Annotated in this window: 21 protein-coding genes, 1 other RNA gene, 2 pseudogenes and 1 other annotated feature; of the genes and pseudogenes, 1 reads left to right on the forward strand and 23 read right to left on the reverse strand. The window is 37.3% G+C overall.

Going from position 1 to position 17,876, the window contains the following annotated elements; translation table 11 throughout:
- Positions 1 to 6: 6 nt before the first annotated feature.
- The 12 genes from tmk to rplJ form a co-directional block, all read right to left on the reverse strand.
- Positions 7 to 645: a dTMP kinase gene (gene tmk, locus LA20531_RS03915; protein WP_056939954.1), complete on the reverse strand. Its 639-nt coding sequence runs from the start codon at positions 643 to 645 to the stop codon at positions 7 to 9.
- 103 nt (positions 646 to 748) lie between these two features.
- Positions 749 to 985 (reverse strand): YaaL family protein, encoded by a 237-nt coding sequence (locus LA20531_RS03920; RefSeq protein ID WP_056939955.1) that lies wholly within the window; start codon positions 983 to 985, stop codon positions 749 to 751.
- A complete protein-coding gene (recR, locus tag LA20531_RS03925; RefSeq protein WP_056939956.1) occupies positions 985 to 1,584 on the reverse strand; it encodes a recombination mediator RecR in 600 nt (199 codons plus the stop codon). The genes LA20531_RS03920 and recR overlap by 1 nt, the downstream gene beginning before the upstream one ends.
- Positions 1,585 to 1,914, reverse strand: a complete 330-nt coding sequence (locus LA20531_RS03930) for a YbaB/EbfC family nucleoid-associated protein (protein ID WP_013437197.1) — start codon at positions 1,912 to 1,914, stop codon at positions 1,585 to 1,587.
- Positions 1,915 to 1,927: 13 nt separating this feature from the next.
- Positions 1,928 to 3,736, reverse strand: a complete 1,809-nt coding sequence (gene dnaX, locus LA20531_RS03935) for a DNA polymerase III subunit gamma/tau (protein WP_056939957.1) — start codon at positions 3,734 to 3,736, stop codon at positions 1,928 to 1,930.
- A gap of 62 nt (positions 3,737 to 3,798) precedes the next feature.
- Positions 3,799 to 3,880, reverse strand: an RNA gene (gene ffs / locus LA20531_RS03940) — signal recognition particle sRNA small type.
- A 50-nt stretch (positions 3,881 to 3,930) separates the two neighbouring features.
- A complete protein-coding gene (gene tadA / locus LA20531_RS03945; RefSeq protein ID WP_056939958.1) occupies positions 3,931 to 4,437 on the reverse strand; it encodes a tRNA adenosine(34) deaminase TadA in 507 nt (168 codons plus the stop codon).
- Positions 4,438 to 4,535: 98 nt separating this feature from the next.
- Positions 4,536 to 4,718: a hypothetical protein gene (locus LA20531_RS03950; RefSeq protein WP_013437192.1), complete on the reverse strand. Its 183-nt coding sequence runs from the start codon at positions 4,716 to 4,718 to the stop codon at positions 4,536 to 4,538.
- Between the two features lie 128 nt (positions 4,719 to 4,846).
- Positions 4,847 to 5,467, reverse strand: coding sequence for a class I SAM-dependent methyltransferase (locus LA20531_RS03955; protein WP_013641505.1), 621 nt, complete (start codon positions 5,465 to 5,467; stop codon positions 4,847 to 4,849).
- Positions 5,468 to 6,313: an ion transporter gene (locus LA20531_RS03960; protein WP_056939959.1), complete on the reverse strand. Its 846-nt coding sequence runs from the start codon at positions 6,311 to 6,313 to the stop codon at positions 5,468 to 5,470.
- A gap of 74 nt (positions 6,314 to 6,387) precedes the next feature.
- Positions 6,388 to 6,750: a 50S ribosomal protein L7/L12 gene (gene rplL / locus LA20531_RS03965; RefSeq protein WP_013641504.1), complete on the reverse strand. Its 363-nt coding sequence runs from the start codon at positions 6,748 to 6,750 to the stop codon at positions 6,388 to 6,390.
- Between the two features lie 50 nt (positions 6,751 to 6,800).
- On the reverse strand, positions 6,801 to 7,313 hold the full coding sequence (rplJ, locus tag LA20531_RS03970) for a 50S ribosomal protein L10 (protein ID WP_056939960.1): 513 nt from the start codon (positions 7,311 to 7,313) through the stop codon (positions 6,801 to 6,803).
- A gap of 43 nt (positions 7,314 to 7,356) precedes the next feature.
- Positions 7,357 to 7,478: a sequence feature (ribosomal protein L10 leader region), on the reverse strand.
- Between the two features lie 90 nt (positions 7,479 to 7,568).
- Between rplJ and LA20531_RS03975 the strand changes: the two genes are divergently transcribed.
- Positions 7,569 to 7,940, forward strand: a complete 372-nt coding sequence (locus LA20531_RS03975) for a hypothetical protein (protein ID WP_056939961.1) — start codon at positions 7,569 to 7,571, stop codon at positions 7,938 to 7,940.
- 39 nt (positions 7,941 to 7,979) lie between these two features.
- Here the strand turns inward: LA20531_RS03975 and LA20531_RS03980 are convergent.
- The 11 genes and pseudogenes from LA20531_RS03980 to nusG all read right to left on the reverse strand — a co-directional run bounded on the left by LA20531_RS03980 (position 7,980) and on the right by nusG (position 17,835).
- Positions 7,980 to 9,154, reverse strand: a pseudogene (locus LA20531_RS03980) (AEC family transporter).
- A gap of 192 nt (positions 9,155 to 9,346) precedes the next feature.
- Positions 9,347 to 10,024 (reverse strand): phosphate signaling complex protein PhoU, encoded by a 678-nt coding sequence (gene phoU / locus LA20531_RS03985; protein WP_013437184.1) that lies wholly within the window; start codon positions 10,022 to 10,024, stop codon positions 9,347 to 9,349.
- 16 nt (positions 10,025 to 10,040) lie between these two features.
- On the reverse strand, positions 10,041 to 10,796 hold the full coding sequence (gene pstB, locus LA20531_RS03990) for a phosphate ABC transporter ATP-binding protein PstB (protein WP_013437183.1): 756 nt from the start codon (positions 10,794 to 10,796) through the stop codon (positions 10,041 to 10,043).
- 1 nt (position 10,797) lies between these two features.
- Positions 10,798 to 11,592 (reverse strand): phosphate ABC transporter ATP-binding protein PstB, encoded by a 795-nt coding sequence (pstB, locus tag LA20531_RS03995; protein ID WP_056939962.1) that lies wholly within the window; start codon positions 11,590 to 11,592, stop codon positions 10,798 to 10,800.
- A gap of 9 nt (positions 11,593 to 11,601) precedes the next feature.
- The gene (pstA, locus tag LA20531_RS04000) at positions 11,602 to 12,489 is read right to left on the reverse strand and encodes a phosphate ABC transporter permease PstA (protein ID WP_007126854.1); all 888 of its coding nucleotides are present in this window, start codon (positions 12,487 to 12,489) and stop codon (positions 11,602 to 11,604) included.
- Between the two features lies 1 nt (position 12,490).
- Complete coding sequence (pstC, locus tag LA20531_RS04005; protein WP_056939963.1) at positions 12,491 to 13,486, reverse strand: phosphate ABC transporter permease subunit PstC; 996 nt, start codon at positions 13,484 to 13,486, stop codon at positions 12,491 to 12,493.
- 3 nt (positions 13,487 to 13,489) lie between these two features.
- Positions 13,490 to 14,356, reverse strand: a complete 867-nt coding sequence (locus tag LA20531_RS04010) for a phosphate ABC transporter substrate-binding protein (protein ID WP_056939964.1) — start codon at positions 14,354 to 14,356, stop codon at positions 13,490 to 13,492.
- 189 nt (positions 14,357 to 14,545) lie between these two features.
- A pseudogene (locus LA20531_RS04015) lies at positions 14,546 to 15,691 on the reverse strand (RNA-guided endonuclease InsQ/TnpB family protein).
- Positions 15,692 to 15,956: 265 nt separating this feature from the next.
- On the reverse strand, positions 15,957 to 16,649 hold the full coding sequence (gene rplA / locus LA20531_RS04020) for a 50S ribosomal protein L1 (protein ID WP_056939965.1): 693 nt from the start codon (positions 16,647 to 16,649) through the stop codon (positions 15,957 to 15,959).
- Between the two features lie 76 nt (positions 16,650 to 16,725).
- Positions 16,726 to 17,151 (reverse strand): 50S ribosomal protein L11, encoded by a 426-nt coding sequence (gene rplK / locus LA20531_RS04025; protein ID WP_013437178.1) that lies wholly within the window; start codon positions 17,149 to 17,151, stop codon positions 16,726 to 16,728.
- A gap of 126 nt (positions 17,152 to 17,277) precedes the next feature.
- Positions 17,278 to 17,835, reverse strand: a complete 558-nt coding sequence (gene nusG / locus LA20531_RS04030; protein ID WP_056939966.1) for a transcription termination/antitermination protein NusG — start codon at positions 17,833 to 17,835, stop codon at positions 17,278 to 17,280.
- Positions 17,836 to 17,876: the final 41 nt, after the last annotated feature.

Below are 17,876 nucleotides of genomic sequence, written 5' to 3' on the forward strand. Positions count from 1 at the left end.
CAGTCCTTAAAATATCTCTGGCATTCGCTGTTTTAGTGTGGCAATTACTTGATCTACAACTTGGTCAATCGGTTGAGTTCCATCGATCGTCACAAAGCGTTCAGGATACATAGCCCTTACCTTCAAAAAGCCTTGGTAGACTTTTTTGTGGAAAGATAAATTTTCTTGCTCTAAGCGATCCTCTTGGCCTGGACGGAGTTTTTGAATTCGGCTAAGACCAATTTCAGGAGCGACATCGATAAAGAAAGTCAAATCTGGATCCAACTTATTTGTAGCAAAATCATTGATCTGCTTTACTTCTTTAATACCTAAATCACGGCCTTCGCCTTGATAAGCTAAAGAACTATCCACAAAGCGATCTGAAAAAACAATCTTGCCTGCTTCAAGTGCTGGCTTGATAATTTCTTCTACGTGTTGACTTCTCGCTGCAGCATATAAAAGTGCTTCAGTTTTGGCATCCATTTTATCATTGGCCGGATCCAAAATAATATCACGAATCTTTTCTGCGATCTTTGATCCACCAGGTTCACGCGTCACAAGATATTGTGGTTTAAGCTGAGAACCTATTTTAGCCAATACTTCCTTTAAAACTGTACTTTTTCCTGCGCCATCTGGGCCTTCGAAACTAACAAAATAACCTGTCATAAAATCCTCCATAGGTCTATTTTACAGAAGTTTCACAGAGATTAACAGTACTTGTAGTTTTTTTATTAGGCAAAATAAAAAAGCCCCAAAATTGGAACTAATTTTATTGAGTAATCGCGTTAGTGATACCACTAAATCTTGTGCTTCGATGACGAGCTTCATTATACAAAAAAGTATACTTGGCTCTTAAAATTTTGCCTTGGATATAATTATCATCAGATAAATCCAAAGTAGTTTGATCTAAATCTTGCTCTAAAGCAATTTGATTTTGTAATTTCTCAATCTCGGCTACTAATTTTTGATCGCCGAGTTCTTTGATTTTATCTTTTTTTCTAGCCATTATAGAGTCGTTCTTCCTTGTACTGCCCGTTTCAAAGTAATTGAATTGGCATATTCAATATCGCTACCTACAGATAAACCTGCAGCTAAGCGAGTAACTTTAATACCAGCTGGTTTGATCAATTTGCTGATGTACATTGCGGTTGATTCACCCTCAGGAGTCGAATTAAGAGCTAAAATCACTTCTTTAACTTCGTCATGCTTTTGCAAACGAGTAATTAAAGATTTAATGTTGATTTCTTCTGGACCAATTCCATCCATTGGTGATAATACGCCGTGAAGCACATGATACAAACCGCTGTATTCACCCATCTCTTCAAAAGACATTACATCTTTAGGCTGTTCAACCACCATAATCGTTGTTTGATCACGATTATGGTTAGAACAAATATCACAGATATCTTTTTCGGTAATATTGCCACAAATTGGACATTGATGGATATCTTTTTTCACTTGAATTAATGCTTTAGCAAAATCTTCCACATCTTCTTGCGGCATATCCATTGTGTAAAAAGCCAATCTAGTGGCGGTCTTTTCACCAATGCCTGGAAGTTTCATATAAGCATCAATTAAATGAGCTATTGGTAATGGATATTGCAATTACATCAAGCCTTTCGTGTATTTGCCTAAACTTGCTTGGGTTGCTTCATCGATTTGAGCTAAGCCTTTGTTAACCGCATCGATTACTAAATCTTGCAACATATCAGGATCGTCTGGATCGATTGCTTCTTTATCGATCTTGAGGTCTTTAAGCTTACGGTCACCAGTAAATGTAGCAACTACCATATCATCTGCTGACTTACCGGTAAATTCTTGGGCAGTAATGTTTTCTTGTTCTTCTGCCATTTGAGCTTGCAACTTCTTAGCTTGCTTCATCATTTGTTGCATGTTCATGCCGCCCATACCGCCGAAATTAGGTCTTCTACTCATTGTTTTTATCTCCTTAATCTTTAATGGTTACTGCATCCCCGAATAGATCCTTAGCTTTATCAATTACTTCGGTATCTTCTTTGGAGTCTGCTTCTTCTTTATCTTCGATTTGTTGCTTTTTCTTGGCTAATAATTCAGCCTTGTGACTTTCAACGAATTCTTTTCTTACTGCCAGCCAATCACTATCTGGGACTAAAACGATACCATAATAATGTTTAGCAAACTTTTCGATATAACTCGTTAATTTTTCCAGCAAATCACTATCTGAACTAGCATTTTCAAACCACAAAGTATACTTGCATTTCATGACTACTTGATCAGGACTAGCTGCCACTGGTTCAAGTACATCAAGCAATGCTCTTTCAGAAACTGCCAAGACAGATTGCAAATCAGGCCACACATTTTTGATGGTATTTAAATTATCTCTAGTGGCGTTTTCAAGAACATGATAAACCTGTTTGCGATTTTCTGCTGTAGTTTTTTTGATATTTTTGACTGGCTTTTTCTTAACTGATTCAGCCGGCTTGGCCTTCACCTTAGGCACTGATTTTGGAATCGCCGTATCCAATTGAAAAACCTGATCTTTTGCAAAAGATGGTCTCTTGGAAAGCTGTTGAACTTTTTGCGTTAATTCAACCACTTGATTCTTTAAAGCGGCGAGTTCCGCAGAAATGTCCGTACTACCTTGTTGTGGTACTTGTGCAGTCTTAGCTACAGGTGCAGATGTTGATGCTGCTACTTGTTTCGATTCACTTGTAGTAGCCTCTACCAAGAATACTTCCAATGGAATTTGTTGCTGGTTAGTATAGCGCAAATCGTTCAATGCCTTATTAGCCAAAGTAATCAAACGATAATATGTTGAAGTAGGTACATCTTTTATTTTAGCGATAAAGTCTTCCGATAAAAACATATTTTTATCGTCATCGCCTGTTTTGATGATCATCAAGCTCTTGGTGGCCATATCGACTAATTCATCCAAGATGTTCTTGGAGCTGGCACCCTTATCTAATTCTTCTTGAGCTAGCTTCAAAGCAGCGGGTGCATCTTTACTTAATAATTTAAGCAAAATTTGTTCGACATTTTTACGATCAGCAAAACCAGTAATCTGCAAAGCATCTTCATAATTGACGCTTTCTTTTTCATAACTAAGCAGCTGGTCCAAAATGCTGAGCGCATCACGCATCCCACCATCAGCTACCTGTGCGATGACCGCAATTGCCTTATCTTCGTATTTAATATTTTCTTGATCGAGAATATACTTCATTCTCTTTTCAAGATCAGCCTTGGAAATTCGTTTAAAATTGTAGCGCTGCGTTCTAGAAATGATCGTAGCTGGTACTTTTTGCAATTCTGTCGTTGCCAAAATGAAAACGACATGCTCTGGCGGCTCTTCTAGCGTTTTAAGCAATGCGTTAAAAGCACCCATTGAGAGCATATGAACTTCGTCGATGATGTAAACTTTGTACTTTCCTTCTGTTGGAGCGTACTTTACCTTATCACGAATTTCACGGATTTCATCAACACCGTTGTTGGAAGCTGCATCGATTTCCATAATATCAGGCATTGATCCTTGATCTGCCGCAATACAATTGGCGCATTTATTGCATGGTTCGCCATCTTGAAGATTAGTACAGTTTAATGCTTTCGCAAATATCTTGGCACAAGAGGTCTTACCAGTACCACGAGGTCCCGCAAACAAAAATGCATGAGAAACTTTGCCTCGGATAATCGCATTTTTAAGCGTATCGGTAATTGCTTCTTGCCCAATCACACTATCAAAAGTCCGTGGCCGCCATTTTCGATATAGTGCTTGATAAGCCATAAATTCTCTTCCCTAGTAAAAAAGCTCCTAACTCTAAAAGAGCTAAGAGCTTGTTAATGTCTAATAAAGGGCACATGCCTGAACGACCTTAGTGCTGCTACCTTCCGGTCCTGACACGCTTCAGAGGTCAAACATTGCCCAAAAAGTATAATAACGTATTTTAGAACTTTTTTCTAGTTTATTGCCTCAAAAAATTAATTATTTTCTTCTTTTTGAGCTTGTTTTGCTTCTTTTTGTTTTTGCCGAATTGCTCTAAAGAAGTCTTTTAACATTTGGGCACATTGATCACGATAAAGACCGCGAATTGCATGAGGATGGTGGTTAAATTTTTCCACAGTAAATAAATCCACAACTGATCCACAGGCGCCTGCTTTAGGATCAAGCGCACCAAAATAGACATCTTTAATGCGCGAATTAATAATTGCACCAGCGCACATCGGACAAGGTTCTAAAGTTACGAATAAACTACAGTCAATTAGTCTCCACATGCCTAAATTCTTACATGCTTCTTTAATAGCAATCATCTCCGCATGTTGGGTGGCATCTTCATCTAATTCTCGCCTATTATAACCAGTGCCGATTACCTTGCCATCAGGATCAACTATTATGGCTCCGATAGGGACTTCTCCTTGCTTCTCAGCCTCTTTTGCCTGGGCTATGGCTAATTGCATGTATTTCTGTTTATCATCGCTAGAAAGCATTATTTTCACTCACATTCAATTTAAGTTCTTTCCATTTTATTTTACCAAAAAAGGACTAGCCATTTTGACTAGTCCTTTAATCTTTTAGTGAGTACTGATTATAAAGTACTGATGTTGCGATTTCTAAAGTTGTGGTAGAAGAAGATACCTGACAAAATAAGGTACAATGCAGTGATACTTGCTGGGCCAGCAGTTTCGTTATCGCCTGAGATCCAACCCAACATAAATACACCAACGATTACAATTAAAACAGCAACGATATATTTCCAAACTTTTTTCATGGCTAATTAACCTCTTCACATATTCTCTATCTTTATACCTTCATTATAGAGAGGCTAACCGCCAAAAGAAAGCATTTTTATAAACTCTAATGTTGATCTAATAAGGCTTTTACGCAATTCTTATTTATTTAATTCTTAGTTGATTTTAAGATATAATAGCCTTTATCTCTTGTTAAAATTTCACAATTTTCGTAAGTGGCAGTCATATTCTTACGGGCACTAGGTTCTCCCTGCTTTTTCTGGATTACTACTAAGAGCACGCCACCACTCACTAAATGCTCATTTGCACCCATTAAAATCTCATTTACGACTTTTTTGCCGGCTCTAATCGGCGGATTTGTTAAAATTAAGCCAAACTTTTTATCATTATCCACCTGTGCATAACAATCAGAAGTGTAGATATCCACATTAGAGATATGATTATTCTTGGCATTTTGTCTAGCTAAATTAAGTCCACGCTCATTAACATCAACCATATCAACTGTTTGATCAGGCCAAAACTTAGCTGCAAACAAACCAATTGGGCCATAGCCAGTACCTACGTCCAAAATACCCTCTTTAGGAAAAGTTACGTCCTTCATGGTCTTGATTAAAACACCACTACCGTAATCAATTCGCATTTTGGAAAAGACGCCGGCATCAGTGGTAAATTTCAAATCAATATCATCTACATGATAATCTACAACGTGCTCATCATGCTTAGCCGTAGGATCTGCCGCAAAGTACATTTGATTTTTTTCTTCGCTCATCTAATTATCCTTTCTTTTTTCAAACCAATCTTTTATTTTACTTAGTTCACTTGAATTTTGCTCGATCTTTAAATTTTCAATTTCGGCCTGTAGCTTTTTATTTTGATCCTTTAAGGCCTGATTTTGCTTTTCAATATCATCAAGCTTTTTCAGAATTAATTCAATATTATCATGCGTCTCATGAGTATGAGCTCCATTCGTTCGCCGCATTAAATATGACGTAATGGATGACGTCAGCATACCGACAATACCAATACCCAAGAGCATGGTTATCAACGTGACGAACTTCCCTACAATACTGTGAGGCGGAATTGTTTTACCAAAAATTGCATCATAACCGACTGTTGAAGCAGTTGAAACAACCCACCAAAAAGCCGTATTCAGTGTCACATGTTCGGCAATCGCAAAGGCCTCAGCACCAACTAAAATAAACGTAATGGTAAAAAAGATGACGTAAAGTAAGCCGTTGGTATGAAAGATTTCCCTTAATTTTCCCATTAAACCGGCCAGTCGAATCAAACGTAATAATCGCAAGTCCGACACTAATCCAGACAAATTAAAGACGTTTAGTCCAACGAATAGCAGTCCCATTGGAATAATGCTCAATAAATCATAGATATGTGTTTTAAAGAAAACCTTTTTATCTTTTGCTTGTCTTAAATGATAAAAATAATCAATTGCAAAATAGACTACGATACCCGCATTTATCCAAAACCATTTGCTCGTAGGTTGATCGATGCTAATTACTGCCGCAAAATCTAATAAAATTAAAAAGATTGAAATAATGGATAAAATCGCCATTACCCATTGATATGGCGTTAATTTTTTATTTATACCTTGCATCATAAAATAAATTACACAAAAAAATAAGTCCTTCGTTATGTGCGAAGAACTTATTCTTAATTGCCCTAAGGCATTAATTATTTAAGGGTTACAGTTGCGCCAACGCCTTCAAGTTGTTCCTTGATCTTGTTTGCGTCGTCTTCTGAAGCGCCTTCCTTAACGATAACTGGAGCACCGTCAACCAACTTCTTAGCATCAAGTAAGCCCTTGCCAGTGATGTCACGGATTTCCTTGATAACCTTAACCTTTTCTTGACCTGCGTCAGTTAATTCAACGTCGAATTCTGACTTAGCAGCAGCAGCGTCACCAGCACCTGCAGCAGCAACTGGAGCAGCAGCAGTAACGTCAAATTCGTCTTCAATAGCCTTTACAAGGTCGTTCAATTCAAGAATTGAAGCACCCTTTAATTCTTCAATAATCTTATCAGTATCTAAAGCCATTTAAGTATCCTCCGAAAAATTAGAATTTAGATATTAAATACAATTGTTTATTATTCAGCTGAGTCTTCATCCTTTGATTCAGCAACAGCCTTAACAGCATAAGCGAAGTCGCGGATAGGAGCTTGCAATACAGAAACAAGCATTGAAAGCAAACCTTCGCGGCCTGGGATTGCAGCAAGTTCCTTGATTTCATCCTTAGAAGTTAACTTGCCTTCAAGCATACCACCCTTGATTTCGATAACATCGAAGTCATCTTCGTACTTAGAAACAATACGTGCAGGTTCAGTAATGTCATCAGCGTTATCAGTGTAGATAACAGCAGTTGGGCCTACAAAAGTATCGTCAAGGCCTTCAATACCAGCCTTAGCAGCAGCACGTCTCAAGTAAGTGTTCTTGATAACCCTCATCTTAACGTCGTTATCACGAAGTTCCTTACGCATGTTAGTAACTTCTTCAACAGTTAAACCAAGGTAGTTGATTACTAAGATAGCCTTAGCATTCTTAAGTTCTTCAGCAAATGCATCAACGAGCTTTTCCTTTTCAGCAATAGCAGCTTTACTCAATTAATTTCACCTCCATGATCGCATTGATAAATTCTATAAGGCCTTTTTAAAGCAAAAATTCCATGCCGAAAGACATGGAGCATAAAAATCTTCATTATCTTCTGGCCTCGGCGGGATTTTGAGGCGTCATGCCACCCGAGTCTTAGGTAGAATTTACAGTTATTTAGTATAGCAGGCATTGCAAGAGATAGCAAGGATAAATTTACAAATTGTAGAATAATCTGTAAGATAGTACAAAAAAGATTGGAGAGAAATATGACAGATCAAGAACGAAAAGAACGTATTTTAACCAAATTACGCAACATTGTCTTCCTATTACTCGGAACTACCGTTGTCTTCATCAGTATCGCCAGCATCGTTTCAAACACCGCCTTTGGCAATATCGTTTCAAATGCTGTTTGGATTGTTCTAGCCTTAATTTTGATAGTTCAGGCCTTTATAAGTATTTATCAGAGTTTTAGACCATTAGCTTCTAAGGCCAAAATCTTTTTACTTACAGATTGGGCCACTATCCTACTCGGAATTCTACTAGGTAATTGTGCTTATTTAATGAAAAATAATCTCTGGTTAATCATCGGAATTGCAATCTTTATTGCTGGCTGCATCCCTATCAAGGACAAAAAATAAAAGCTTCGCCAAATGGCGAAGTCTTTTTAGTTCAATTTATTAATGTAACATGCCTGCAAGAATTGGTAAGAACCAAATCCAGAAAATACAACTTACTGCAAAGAAGACAGTTGAAACAGCAACTGAACTTGCACCTTCCTTAACATAAATGTTGTAACGACTAGAAATGATAATACCTGAAAATGCAGGTGGCAATCCGGTTGCTAAACAAAGCATTGAAATCTTCTGCGGGTCTGATCCCATACCACATAAGTATGCGGCAGCTACAATAATTGCAGGAGTTAAGAACAAACGGAAGAATGTATTCCAGATAACTTCTTTATCAATTGAGAATTTAACAGTTGATAAAGCTAACCCGGCAGCTAAAACAGCAACACCAGCATTAGCCTTAGCAATCAAATCAAACGTAGGAGCCCATGAACTAGGAACTCTAATTCCGATCAAAACAAGGATAACAGCGATAAGTGGAGCAGCAGCAACTGGCTTCTTAATCGCATCAAGAACTGATTTCAAAGTTGGATTCATATGCTTGCCATTGTCTTCGCCAGCATGATCCTTGAATTCAGCATGAACTAAATCAATTTCACGTTGAATTCCTTTTTCGCTAAGAGCTTTAGCTTCTTCGTCACTTACAGGTACGTCGTCAGGAACAGTAACCTTCTTGACCTTCTTAACAGTAGTACCTTTTGAGGTAACTTAACTTCAACCTCAGTACCACCATTATTCTTCTTAGCCTTTTCCTTTAAAGCAGCTTGTCCTCTATTAATTAAAGACAAACCTAAAGGAATGGTAATCGCATTAACAACAATAGAAACAATCCCGATAACCAAGTTAGTTGTTGCGTTGTTTCCGTAGATTGGATCAAGAACGGCAAAGCCCAAGAATCCAATAGTTGATGAACCAGCAATCATCGCACAAACTGCAGCTTCTTGAGTTGATCTGTGAAACATCAATTTATCCAAATAGTAACTGAGCATGAATAAGCCTGTAACACCTACTAATGAGATCAATGTCAAAACTATGTCTTGTGCGAACATTTTTCTCGTAGCTTTGACAATTGAAATAAACAAAGCTGCAGGCAATGCAATATTTAAAACTAGTTTATTCAAACCTTGACGCTGATCGTCGTCAAAGAATGTTAACTTTCCACATACGTACCCTAATAGCATGATGACTAGTATGGGAACGATGTCATTAACCAAAATCGTAGTCATGGGTCCCCTCCCCAAAAACAAGATATAATTCATTTTAAATAACACTATATATATTTAAAACACTTTACTTCATTATTATGGTCATCATCTGTTTAAAAGTAAATTGAATATGGTAACTTTTTATAGTATGATCATAAATAACGTATAGTTATTATTAATCAAAAAAATAGAGGGACATATTGTCCCTCTATTTTATAAAGTTTGATTCTCTGTTGCGTTAGTCAACTCTTCTAGTTCACCAGTAGTCTTGTAAACTACCCAACTAGCCAAGTTAACGATGTGGTCACCAATTCGTTCTAGCAACCTAGTTACTACAAAGTAACTTGATGAAGCTGCAGCTTTGGATGGATCGTCCTCAATTCCATCAACAATTAACTTTCTTGCGCGTACATAATCATGGTCAATAATGCCATCACGACTGGCAACCTCTTTAGCCATTTTTTCGTCATCTTGTACGTAAGCCGTCAAAATTTGAATAAGCATGTGACGAACATTGTGAGTCATATTTGAAATGATCTCTTCAACTTCAGGAATTCTTGGATTACCCTTTACACGAATTGTTTCAAGAGCAATACTCATGGCATTTTCACCGATTCTTTCCAAATCAGTTGTTGCCTTCAAAATACTAATAACTACTCTGAAGTCAGTAGCTACTGGTTGTTGTAAGGCCATTAATTTCAAGGCCTTTTTTTGAATATCGATTGATTCAGTAGGAATCTTTTCTTCATTATCAACCATAGATTGAGCTGTCTTCTTATCATGATCAACAAATGCGCGTGTGGCTTGATCGATTTGATCATTTACAAAAACACCCATTTCCATAAATTGCGTGTTTAATTTCTTTAATTCATCTAAAAATATTTCGTGCATCTTTATACCTCAAAATTTAACCAAAACGACCGTTAAGGTAATCACTTGTAATTTGCTTCTTAGGTGCAATAAACATTTCTTCAGTCTTGCCTGCTTCGATTAAGTCACCATTCATCAAAAAGGCTGTTTGATCGGAAATACGACCCGCTTGCTGCAAGTTGTGGGTAACCATAATAAAAGTATATTGGTGCTTCAAATCCATCAAGGTTTCTTCGATTTCACTACTTGAGATTGGATCTAGCGCACTCGTAGGCTCATCAAGAAGAACCACTTTAGGTCTGACAGCTAGCGCACGAGCAATACAAATTCTCTGTTGCTGTCCACCTGAAAAGGCCTGCGCATTGCGGTTCAAGTTATCCTTAGTTTCTTTCCAAATTGCGGCTTGCTTCAGACTTTCTTCAACACGTTGATCGATTAAATCTTTATCTTTTACACCAGCAATTCGCAAACCATAAGCCACATTGTCATAAACTGAGAATGGAAATGGGGTTGGTTGTTGGAACACCATTCCGACGTTCTTGCGCAATTCTACCAAATCCATCTTGGAACTATAAATATCTTGTCCCTCAAACTTAATCTCACCTGTAATATTGATATTTTCAATATCATCGTTCATCCGATTAAGGCAACGCAAGAAAGTAGACTTACCACATCCTGATGGTCCAATTAATGCCGTTAATTCTTTTTCCTGAAAATTAAGATTGATCCCATGAAGTGCTTCATAGTCACCATATTTTAGATGTACATCTTTTGCTGTAATAATTGTTGTCATTTTAACCAAAACTTCCCTGAATATAATCTTCAGTAATCTTTCCTTTAGGATTAGTAAAGATATCTGCAGTTGTATTATATTCAATCACATGACCCAAATGGAAAAACGCCGTATAATCACTAATTCTTGAAGCTTGCTGCATGTTATGCGTAACCATAATCATAGTATATTTACTGCGAAGCTGCTTTAATGTATCTTCTAGCTTCGAAGTAGATACTGGATCTAGCGCACTTGCTGGTTCATCTAAAAGTAAAATTTCTGGCTTAACAGCTAATGCACGAGCAATACACAAACGCTGTTGCTGTCCACCTGAAAGAGCCAAAGCACTTTTATCAAGCTTGTCTTTTACTTCGTCCCATAATGCGGCGGCACACAAACTTTCTTCAACTATTTTATCTAGTTCTTCTTTGTCATTTTGTCCGTCTGCTTTTAAAGCGTAAACAATATTTTCTCTAATTGACTTAGGAAATGGATTTGGTCGCTGGAATACCATTCCAATGTTTTTTCTTAATTCATAAACATTGATATTTGGCTTATTTACGTCCAAACCGTGGAACCAGATTTCTCCTTTTACTGTTGCTACTCGATCATTCATCCGATTTAGTGAGCGTAAAAAGGTAGATTTACCTGAACCTGAAGCACCAATTAAAGCTGTGATTGTATTTTTCTTGAATTGTAAACTAGCATCAAACAATTTCTGAATTTTTCCACCATATAAAACACTTAAGTCTTTGGTGGATAATTCCAAATCATCTTTAGCAAAAGTTTTTACATAGCTTTGTTCTAAATCTTGCATTACATCACCTTATTTAGCTGCGGTTAACTTACGGTACAATTTATTACCCAAATAACGCGCACCTAAATTAAATACAATTACTACGATAACAAGTAATGCTGATGTAGCAGCCGAAACGATTGTGGCATCTGGAATAATACCTTCTGTATTTACTTTCCAAATATGCACAGCCAGAGTTTCAGCTGGACGCATTACATTTAATGGACTAGTCGGACTAAATGGATTCCAATCTGCATAATTTACAGTAGAACCACTTTGACCAGCTGTATAAATTAAGGCAGCCGCTTCACCGAAAATTCTACCTGCACTTAAAATAATCCCAGTTAAAATACCTGGCAAAGCTGCTGGTAATACGATGCCACGGATCGTTTTCCAGTTGGATAATCCCAAAGCAAGCCCGGCTTCACGCTGATCTTGCGGCACGCCTTTAATTGCTTCTTCAATGTTACTAGTCAAAATAGGTAAATTGAAGAAAGTTAACGCAAGCGCACCAGAAATAATTGAGAAACCAAAGCCAAATTGAACTACGAAGAGTAAGTAACCAAACAAACCAACAACGATTGATGGCAATGAACTCAAAATTTGAATAGTAGTTCTAATCAAATTAGTTATCCAATTATCCTTGGCATATTCAGCTAGATAAATAGCTGCGCCTAACGCGATTGGCAATGAGATAATCGTGGTCAGGATTAATAAATACAATGAATTGAATAATTGATCTCTAACCCCACCACCAGCTTGATAAGATGAAGCCTCAGAGGTTAAAAAGTGCCATGACAAATGAGGAATACCAGTAATCAGGATATTACCCAAAATGCCCGCCAAGATCAAAACAACGATGCCAACTAAAATATAGATAATAACTGTTGCTAATTTATCTCTCTTTTTTGCGTCCATTCTACTTTTGACCTCTCTTTCCTACTAATTTAACTAAGAAGTTAAAGACTAAAGACATGATCAAAAGAAGCAATGCCAATGACCATAATGCGTTGTTAGGCAATGTGCCCATAACCGTATTACCCATTTGACTTGTTAATTGACTCGTTAATGTTGCAGATGGACTGACCAAATTGTATGGCATCAAAACTGCGTTACCGATTACCATTTGTACGGCTAAGGCTTCACCAAAGGCACGGGCCATACCGAAAATAACAGCAGTTAAAATTCTAGGAGTAGCTACTCGCAAAACAACATGATAAATAGTTTGCCAGTGAGTTGCACCAAGTGCCATTGAAGCTTTTCTAAAATGACTTGGTACTGCCTTTAAACTATCTACTGTTAATGAAGTAATCGTTGGCAAAACCATTACGAACAAAACTAAAGTAGCCGCTAAAATACCAAAACCTGTTCCGCCAAATAGATTTCTAATTGTGGGAACAATAATGGTTAAACCCAAGAAACCATAAACAACGGAAGGAACACCTACAAGCAATTCAGTAACTGATTGTAAGAAATTTGCACCTTTTTTAGATGAATACTCTGTCATGAAAAGAGCAATTGCGATCGCAAATGGTGTAGCAATCAAAGCTGCCAAAAGCGTTACCGCAAATGAAGTAACAATCATTACTGCAGCACCGACATGGTTCTTGCCTTCACCTGGATCCCAATCTGTAGAAGTTAAGAAATGGAACACATTAACATGATCGCTCACAAAAGTAGCTAAACCGTGGTAACCTACAAAGCCGATAATGGAAACCACCAAAACAATGATCAAACCGATTGCGAAGTAAGTTAAGCCTTTACCCCAGTACTCTTGATGAGTTTCTTTAGAAGGTTTAGTTAACTTATCAATGTCAACACTAATCGGTCCCATCTTATTTAATTTAACGTGAGGGACCTGTTGTTCAGCAATCGCCTGATCAACAACCTTTTTTAAATCTTCTTTGTTCTCCATAAACTATTTTCCTATTTGCGTAACTTGATTTTTACTATTACGAGTAACTTTCATATCATTAATACTCAAATAACCGATCTTAGGCACAAGATCTTTTTGTACCTTTTTGCCGAGCATATACTTAATAAAGGCTTTAGTTTGCTTATTAGGTTCGCCTTTAGTATACATATGCTCATATGACCAAAGTTTCCATTTATTAGTAGTAATGTTTTTGTTTGTTGGTTTAACATTATCAATACTCAATTTTTGAATATGAGTGTCGTGAGCATATGGGAATGACAAGTAACTGATGGCTCCCGGAGTACTATTGACAATTTTCTTTACTGTCCCGTTTGAGTCTTGTTCTTGAGACTTAATTGGTTTTTGACCTCGCAAAATTATATCTTCAAAAGTACCTCTAGTACCACTACCCTTTGAACGGTTGATTACAGTAATTGCTTCATTTTTGCCACCAAGTTGTTTCCAATTGGTAACTTTTCCTGTAAAGATCTTGGTTAGTTCATTGGTAGTAATATTTTTTATACCAACATCTTTATTAACAATAGGTACAATTCCAACTACGGCTACTCTATAGTCTTTTAGCTTATTTGCTTGAATTCCTTTTTGAGTTTCCGCAAACACATCAGAAGTCCCAATTTGCACTGCGCCAGCTTGAACTTGGCTAAGTCCAGTACCGGAACCACCACCTTGAACAACAATGTTGCTATTAGAATGGCTTAAGCGATAATCATTGCCTGCTTGTTCGGCTAAAAGTTGCATGGCACTTGAACCAACAATCGTAATTTTTGAACCATTATTGGCACAAGCGGTTGTAGCAACCAATGTCAACAACAAAAGTATGATTAATTTTCCTATCGAATGCTTTCTCATTGCCTTTGCTATATAAAACATGGAAATATGTAAAATAATTAGTTTTTCTACATATTAGAAAGATGTATATTTTCCTTTCTTTATTTTATTTACTGTCGTCAACACCAGTATTCCGATATTCCAATTTAGGAGTAATCGCATTGACTAACTCTTACAGCTTAAGGACCTAGCCAGCCCCGATTGTTTTCTTTATTTTGCTAAAGCTAAAAGATTTAATACTGCATTTTCATCTCTATTATTATTATAGCCACACTGATAACAGATATACTCATTATGCTTTGTACCATGCTTTTGATTGCCTTGCAGAGTGATCTTTTCATCACCTTTTTTGACATAACCACACTTTGCACATCTTTGTGTTGATGGATACGTTTTAGAGGTAAGAATTAATTTTTTATTGTACCAATCGCACTTGTAAGTTAAGATCTGTCTGAATCTGCTAAAAAGCGAGCTCTGCATGCCTTTTGAAGCCACATGCCTCATCATCATTTCTTTGACTGCTAAATCTTCGATCGTAATTATTCACTAACTTGGTAGTGAATTTTTGTAAAAGATCATTTTGGATATTAGCTATTTTACGATAATCTCTTTGCAGTTTGATTCTCACTGCTAAGTAATTATTTGATTTAATAGCTAGCTTACCATTAATTTCTCTTTTACGGGCTAACATTCTTTGATAATGCTTAATTCGCTTATAGAGCTTTTGCAATTTGGCTGGCAAGACATTGATTTGATCCTCTGTATAGTTGAAATGACCGACATTAACATCAACTGCAGTTTTTTGATGAGTTTTAGTCTTAGCAGTAACTTCCTCTTCATAAGACAAGGCTGCATAATAAGTCTCATTTTCTTTAAAGATGCTTATCACTTTAACTTGGTTTATCTTTAAAGCTGCATAGCTTGCTAGATCGAACCAATTATCTTTGGAAATATTTATTGGCTTATCAAGCCGAAGCTTGCCATTAATAATTTTAGCTCGATCTGTTTTAAAGCCTTGTCTAGGAGCTTTCTTGGATTTAAATTTAGGTTTACCCCAATCAGGCTGTGACTTGTCAAAGAAGTTCTTCCAGGCATTAGCTAAATCCTTGATAGCTAATTGGAGGTACCTAGCGGATAGATCATATGCCAATCTGATTTATTAGTTACCAATTCATCACGAACTCTGCGTTCATTAGGACTAGGGTTATCTTTAGCACTTAAGGTATGAGCCTCATACTTCAACTGCCAGATTTCCAACCCTTTATTCCAACAATATCTGCGATAGTCACATAAAGCATCAAGATGTCTCTGCATTGTTTTATTTACTTTTAGCTTAACTACTTGTGTTTTAATCATTGCCTTTCTCCTCAATCGAACATCAGTTTAGCAGACAGGCAATTTAATACAAGCGAACAAAATATTAAATTTTACTCAGCTTCATTTTCCATGTTTAACTTTCTAAGTGAAACTGATTTTTACTATTTTTTCTATGTTTATCTATATTTTTATTGGCTGCTAATCTTCCCCTTATATTTAAGATTTGATCGCAAAGATAAATTAATGATACCATACAAAAAAGCGCCCCGCTATAACACGGGGCGCTTATTAAAATATATTTAAATTAGTCCAAGTTTAATGGATCAAGCTTGATACCAGGACCAAAGGTTGCTGAAATTGTAACACTCTTAATGTATTGACCCTTAGCTGAAGCAGGACGTGCACGTAAAATTACATCACGTAAAGCGTCAAAGTTTTCAACTAATTGGTCTTCAGTAAATGATACCTTACCAATAGGAGTGTGAATAGCAGCTTGACGGTCAACACGGTATTCTACTTGACCAGCCTTAACATTCTTAACGGCCTTTTCGATGTCCATAGTTACAGTACCAGTCTTAGGGTTTGGCATTAAGCCCTTAGGTCCAAGAATACGACCTAAACGACCTACCTTAGCCATCATCATTGGAGTGGCAACTACAACGTCGAAATCTAACCAACCGTCTTGAATCTTTTGTACTAAGTCGTCTGAGCCAACAAAGTCAGCACCTGCAGCCTTAGCTTGATCAGCTTGTGGGCCTTCAGCAAATACTACAACGGTTTGAGTCTTACCAGTACCATTTGGTAAAACAAGTGAACCACGGATTTGTTGGTCTGCTTGCTTAGGATCTACGCTCAAGTTGTAAGCTACATCAACTGTAGCGTCAAAGTTAGCGTATGAGGTTTCCTTAACAAGTTTCATAGCTTCTGCTACTGAGTATAATTTATTTGAGTCTACCTTCTTGGCAGCATCTAAATATTTCTTACCATGCTTTGGCATGTGATTTCCTCCTTGTATATGTGGTCAAACGAGCTTCTCTAACTCTCCCACCTAATGTGTTACCTAAATAACAGGATTAGTCTTCGACTTCGATACCCATGCTTCTAGCGGTACCTTCAACCATGCGCATAGCAGCTTCGATGTCAGCAGCGTTAAGGTCTTTCATCTTAGTCTCGGCAATTTCCTTGACTTGGTCCTTGGTTACCTTACCAACTTTCTTGGTGTTAGGTTCACCAGAAGCCTTCTTGATCTTAGCAGCTTGCTTCAAAAGTACTGGTGCTGGTGGAGTCTTAGTTACGAATTCGAATGAACGGTCTTCGTAAACAGTAATAACTACAGGGATAATCATGCCCTTTTGGTCAGCAGTTCTAGCATTGAAGTCCTTAGTAAAACCAACAATGTTAATACCAGCTTGACCCAAAGCAGGACCAACTGGAGGTGCAGGGGTTGCAGCGCCAGCTGGAATTTGTAACTTAACTACGTTAATAACTTTCTTTGCCACGGTCAAAACCTCCTTGATTCCGTGATGCGGTTAAAATGGAGAATTTTCCTTTTTCTCCTCCCACAATAATAAACGTACCGTATTAGAATAACATCGTTTCAGTACAATTACAACAATAATTTACAATTATTCGTTTTCGTCCAACTTCTTAACTTGATCGTAGTCAATTTCAGCAGTAGTTGCACGACCAAACATATCAACTGAAACATATAATTTGTACTTATCAGGTTGAATGTCAGTGATCTTACCAACCATACCATTGAAGGCACCTTCAGTAATAGTTACTGATTCGCCAACATCGAAGTTAGTAGTTGGTTCCTTAGCAGGTTGGCCTTGGTTCTTAAGCAAACGTTCAACTTCTTCTGGAAGAAGTGGTGAAGGCTTAGAACCACCACCGTGTGAACCAACAAAGCCAGTTACGTTAGGAGTGTTTCTTACGATGAACCAACTTTCATCAGTCATTACCATTTCAACTAAAACGTAACCTGGGAAAATCTTTTCTTCAACTTCTTGCTTCTTGCCGCGGACAGTTTCAACCTTTTCTTCTTCAGGAACCATTACGCTGAAAATGTAATCTTGCATCCCCATACTTTGAGCACGAGAAAGCAAGTCTGACTTAACCTTATCTTCATAGCCAGAATAAGTGTGCAATACATACCATTTCTTTTGAGCTGTTTCGACCATTTTGACTTCTCCTTAATTTAGGTAAACAAAAAAACCTCTAC

It is taken from the genome of Lactobacillus amylovorus DSM 20531 (genome assembly GCF_002706375.1).
Lineage (GTDB): Bacteria > Bacillota > Bacilli > Lactobacillales > Lactobacillaceae > Lactobacillus > Lactobacillus amylovorus.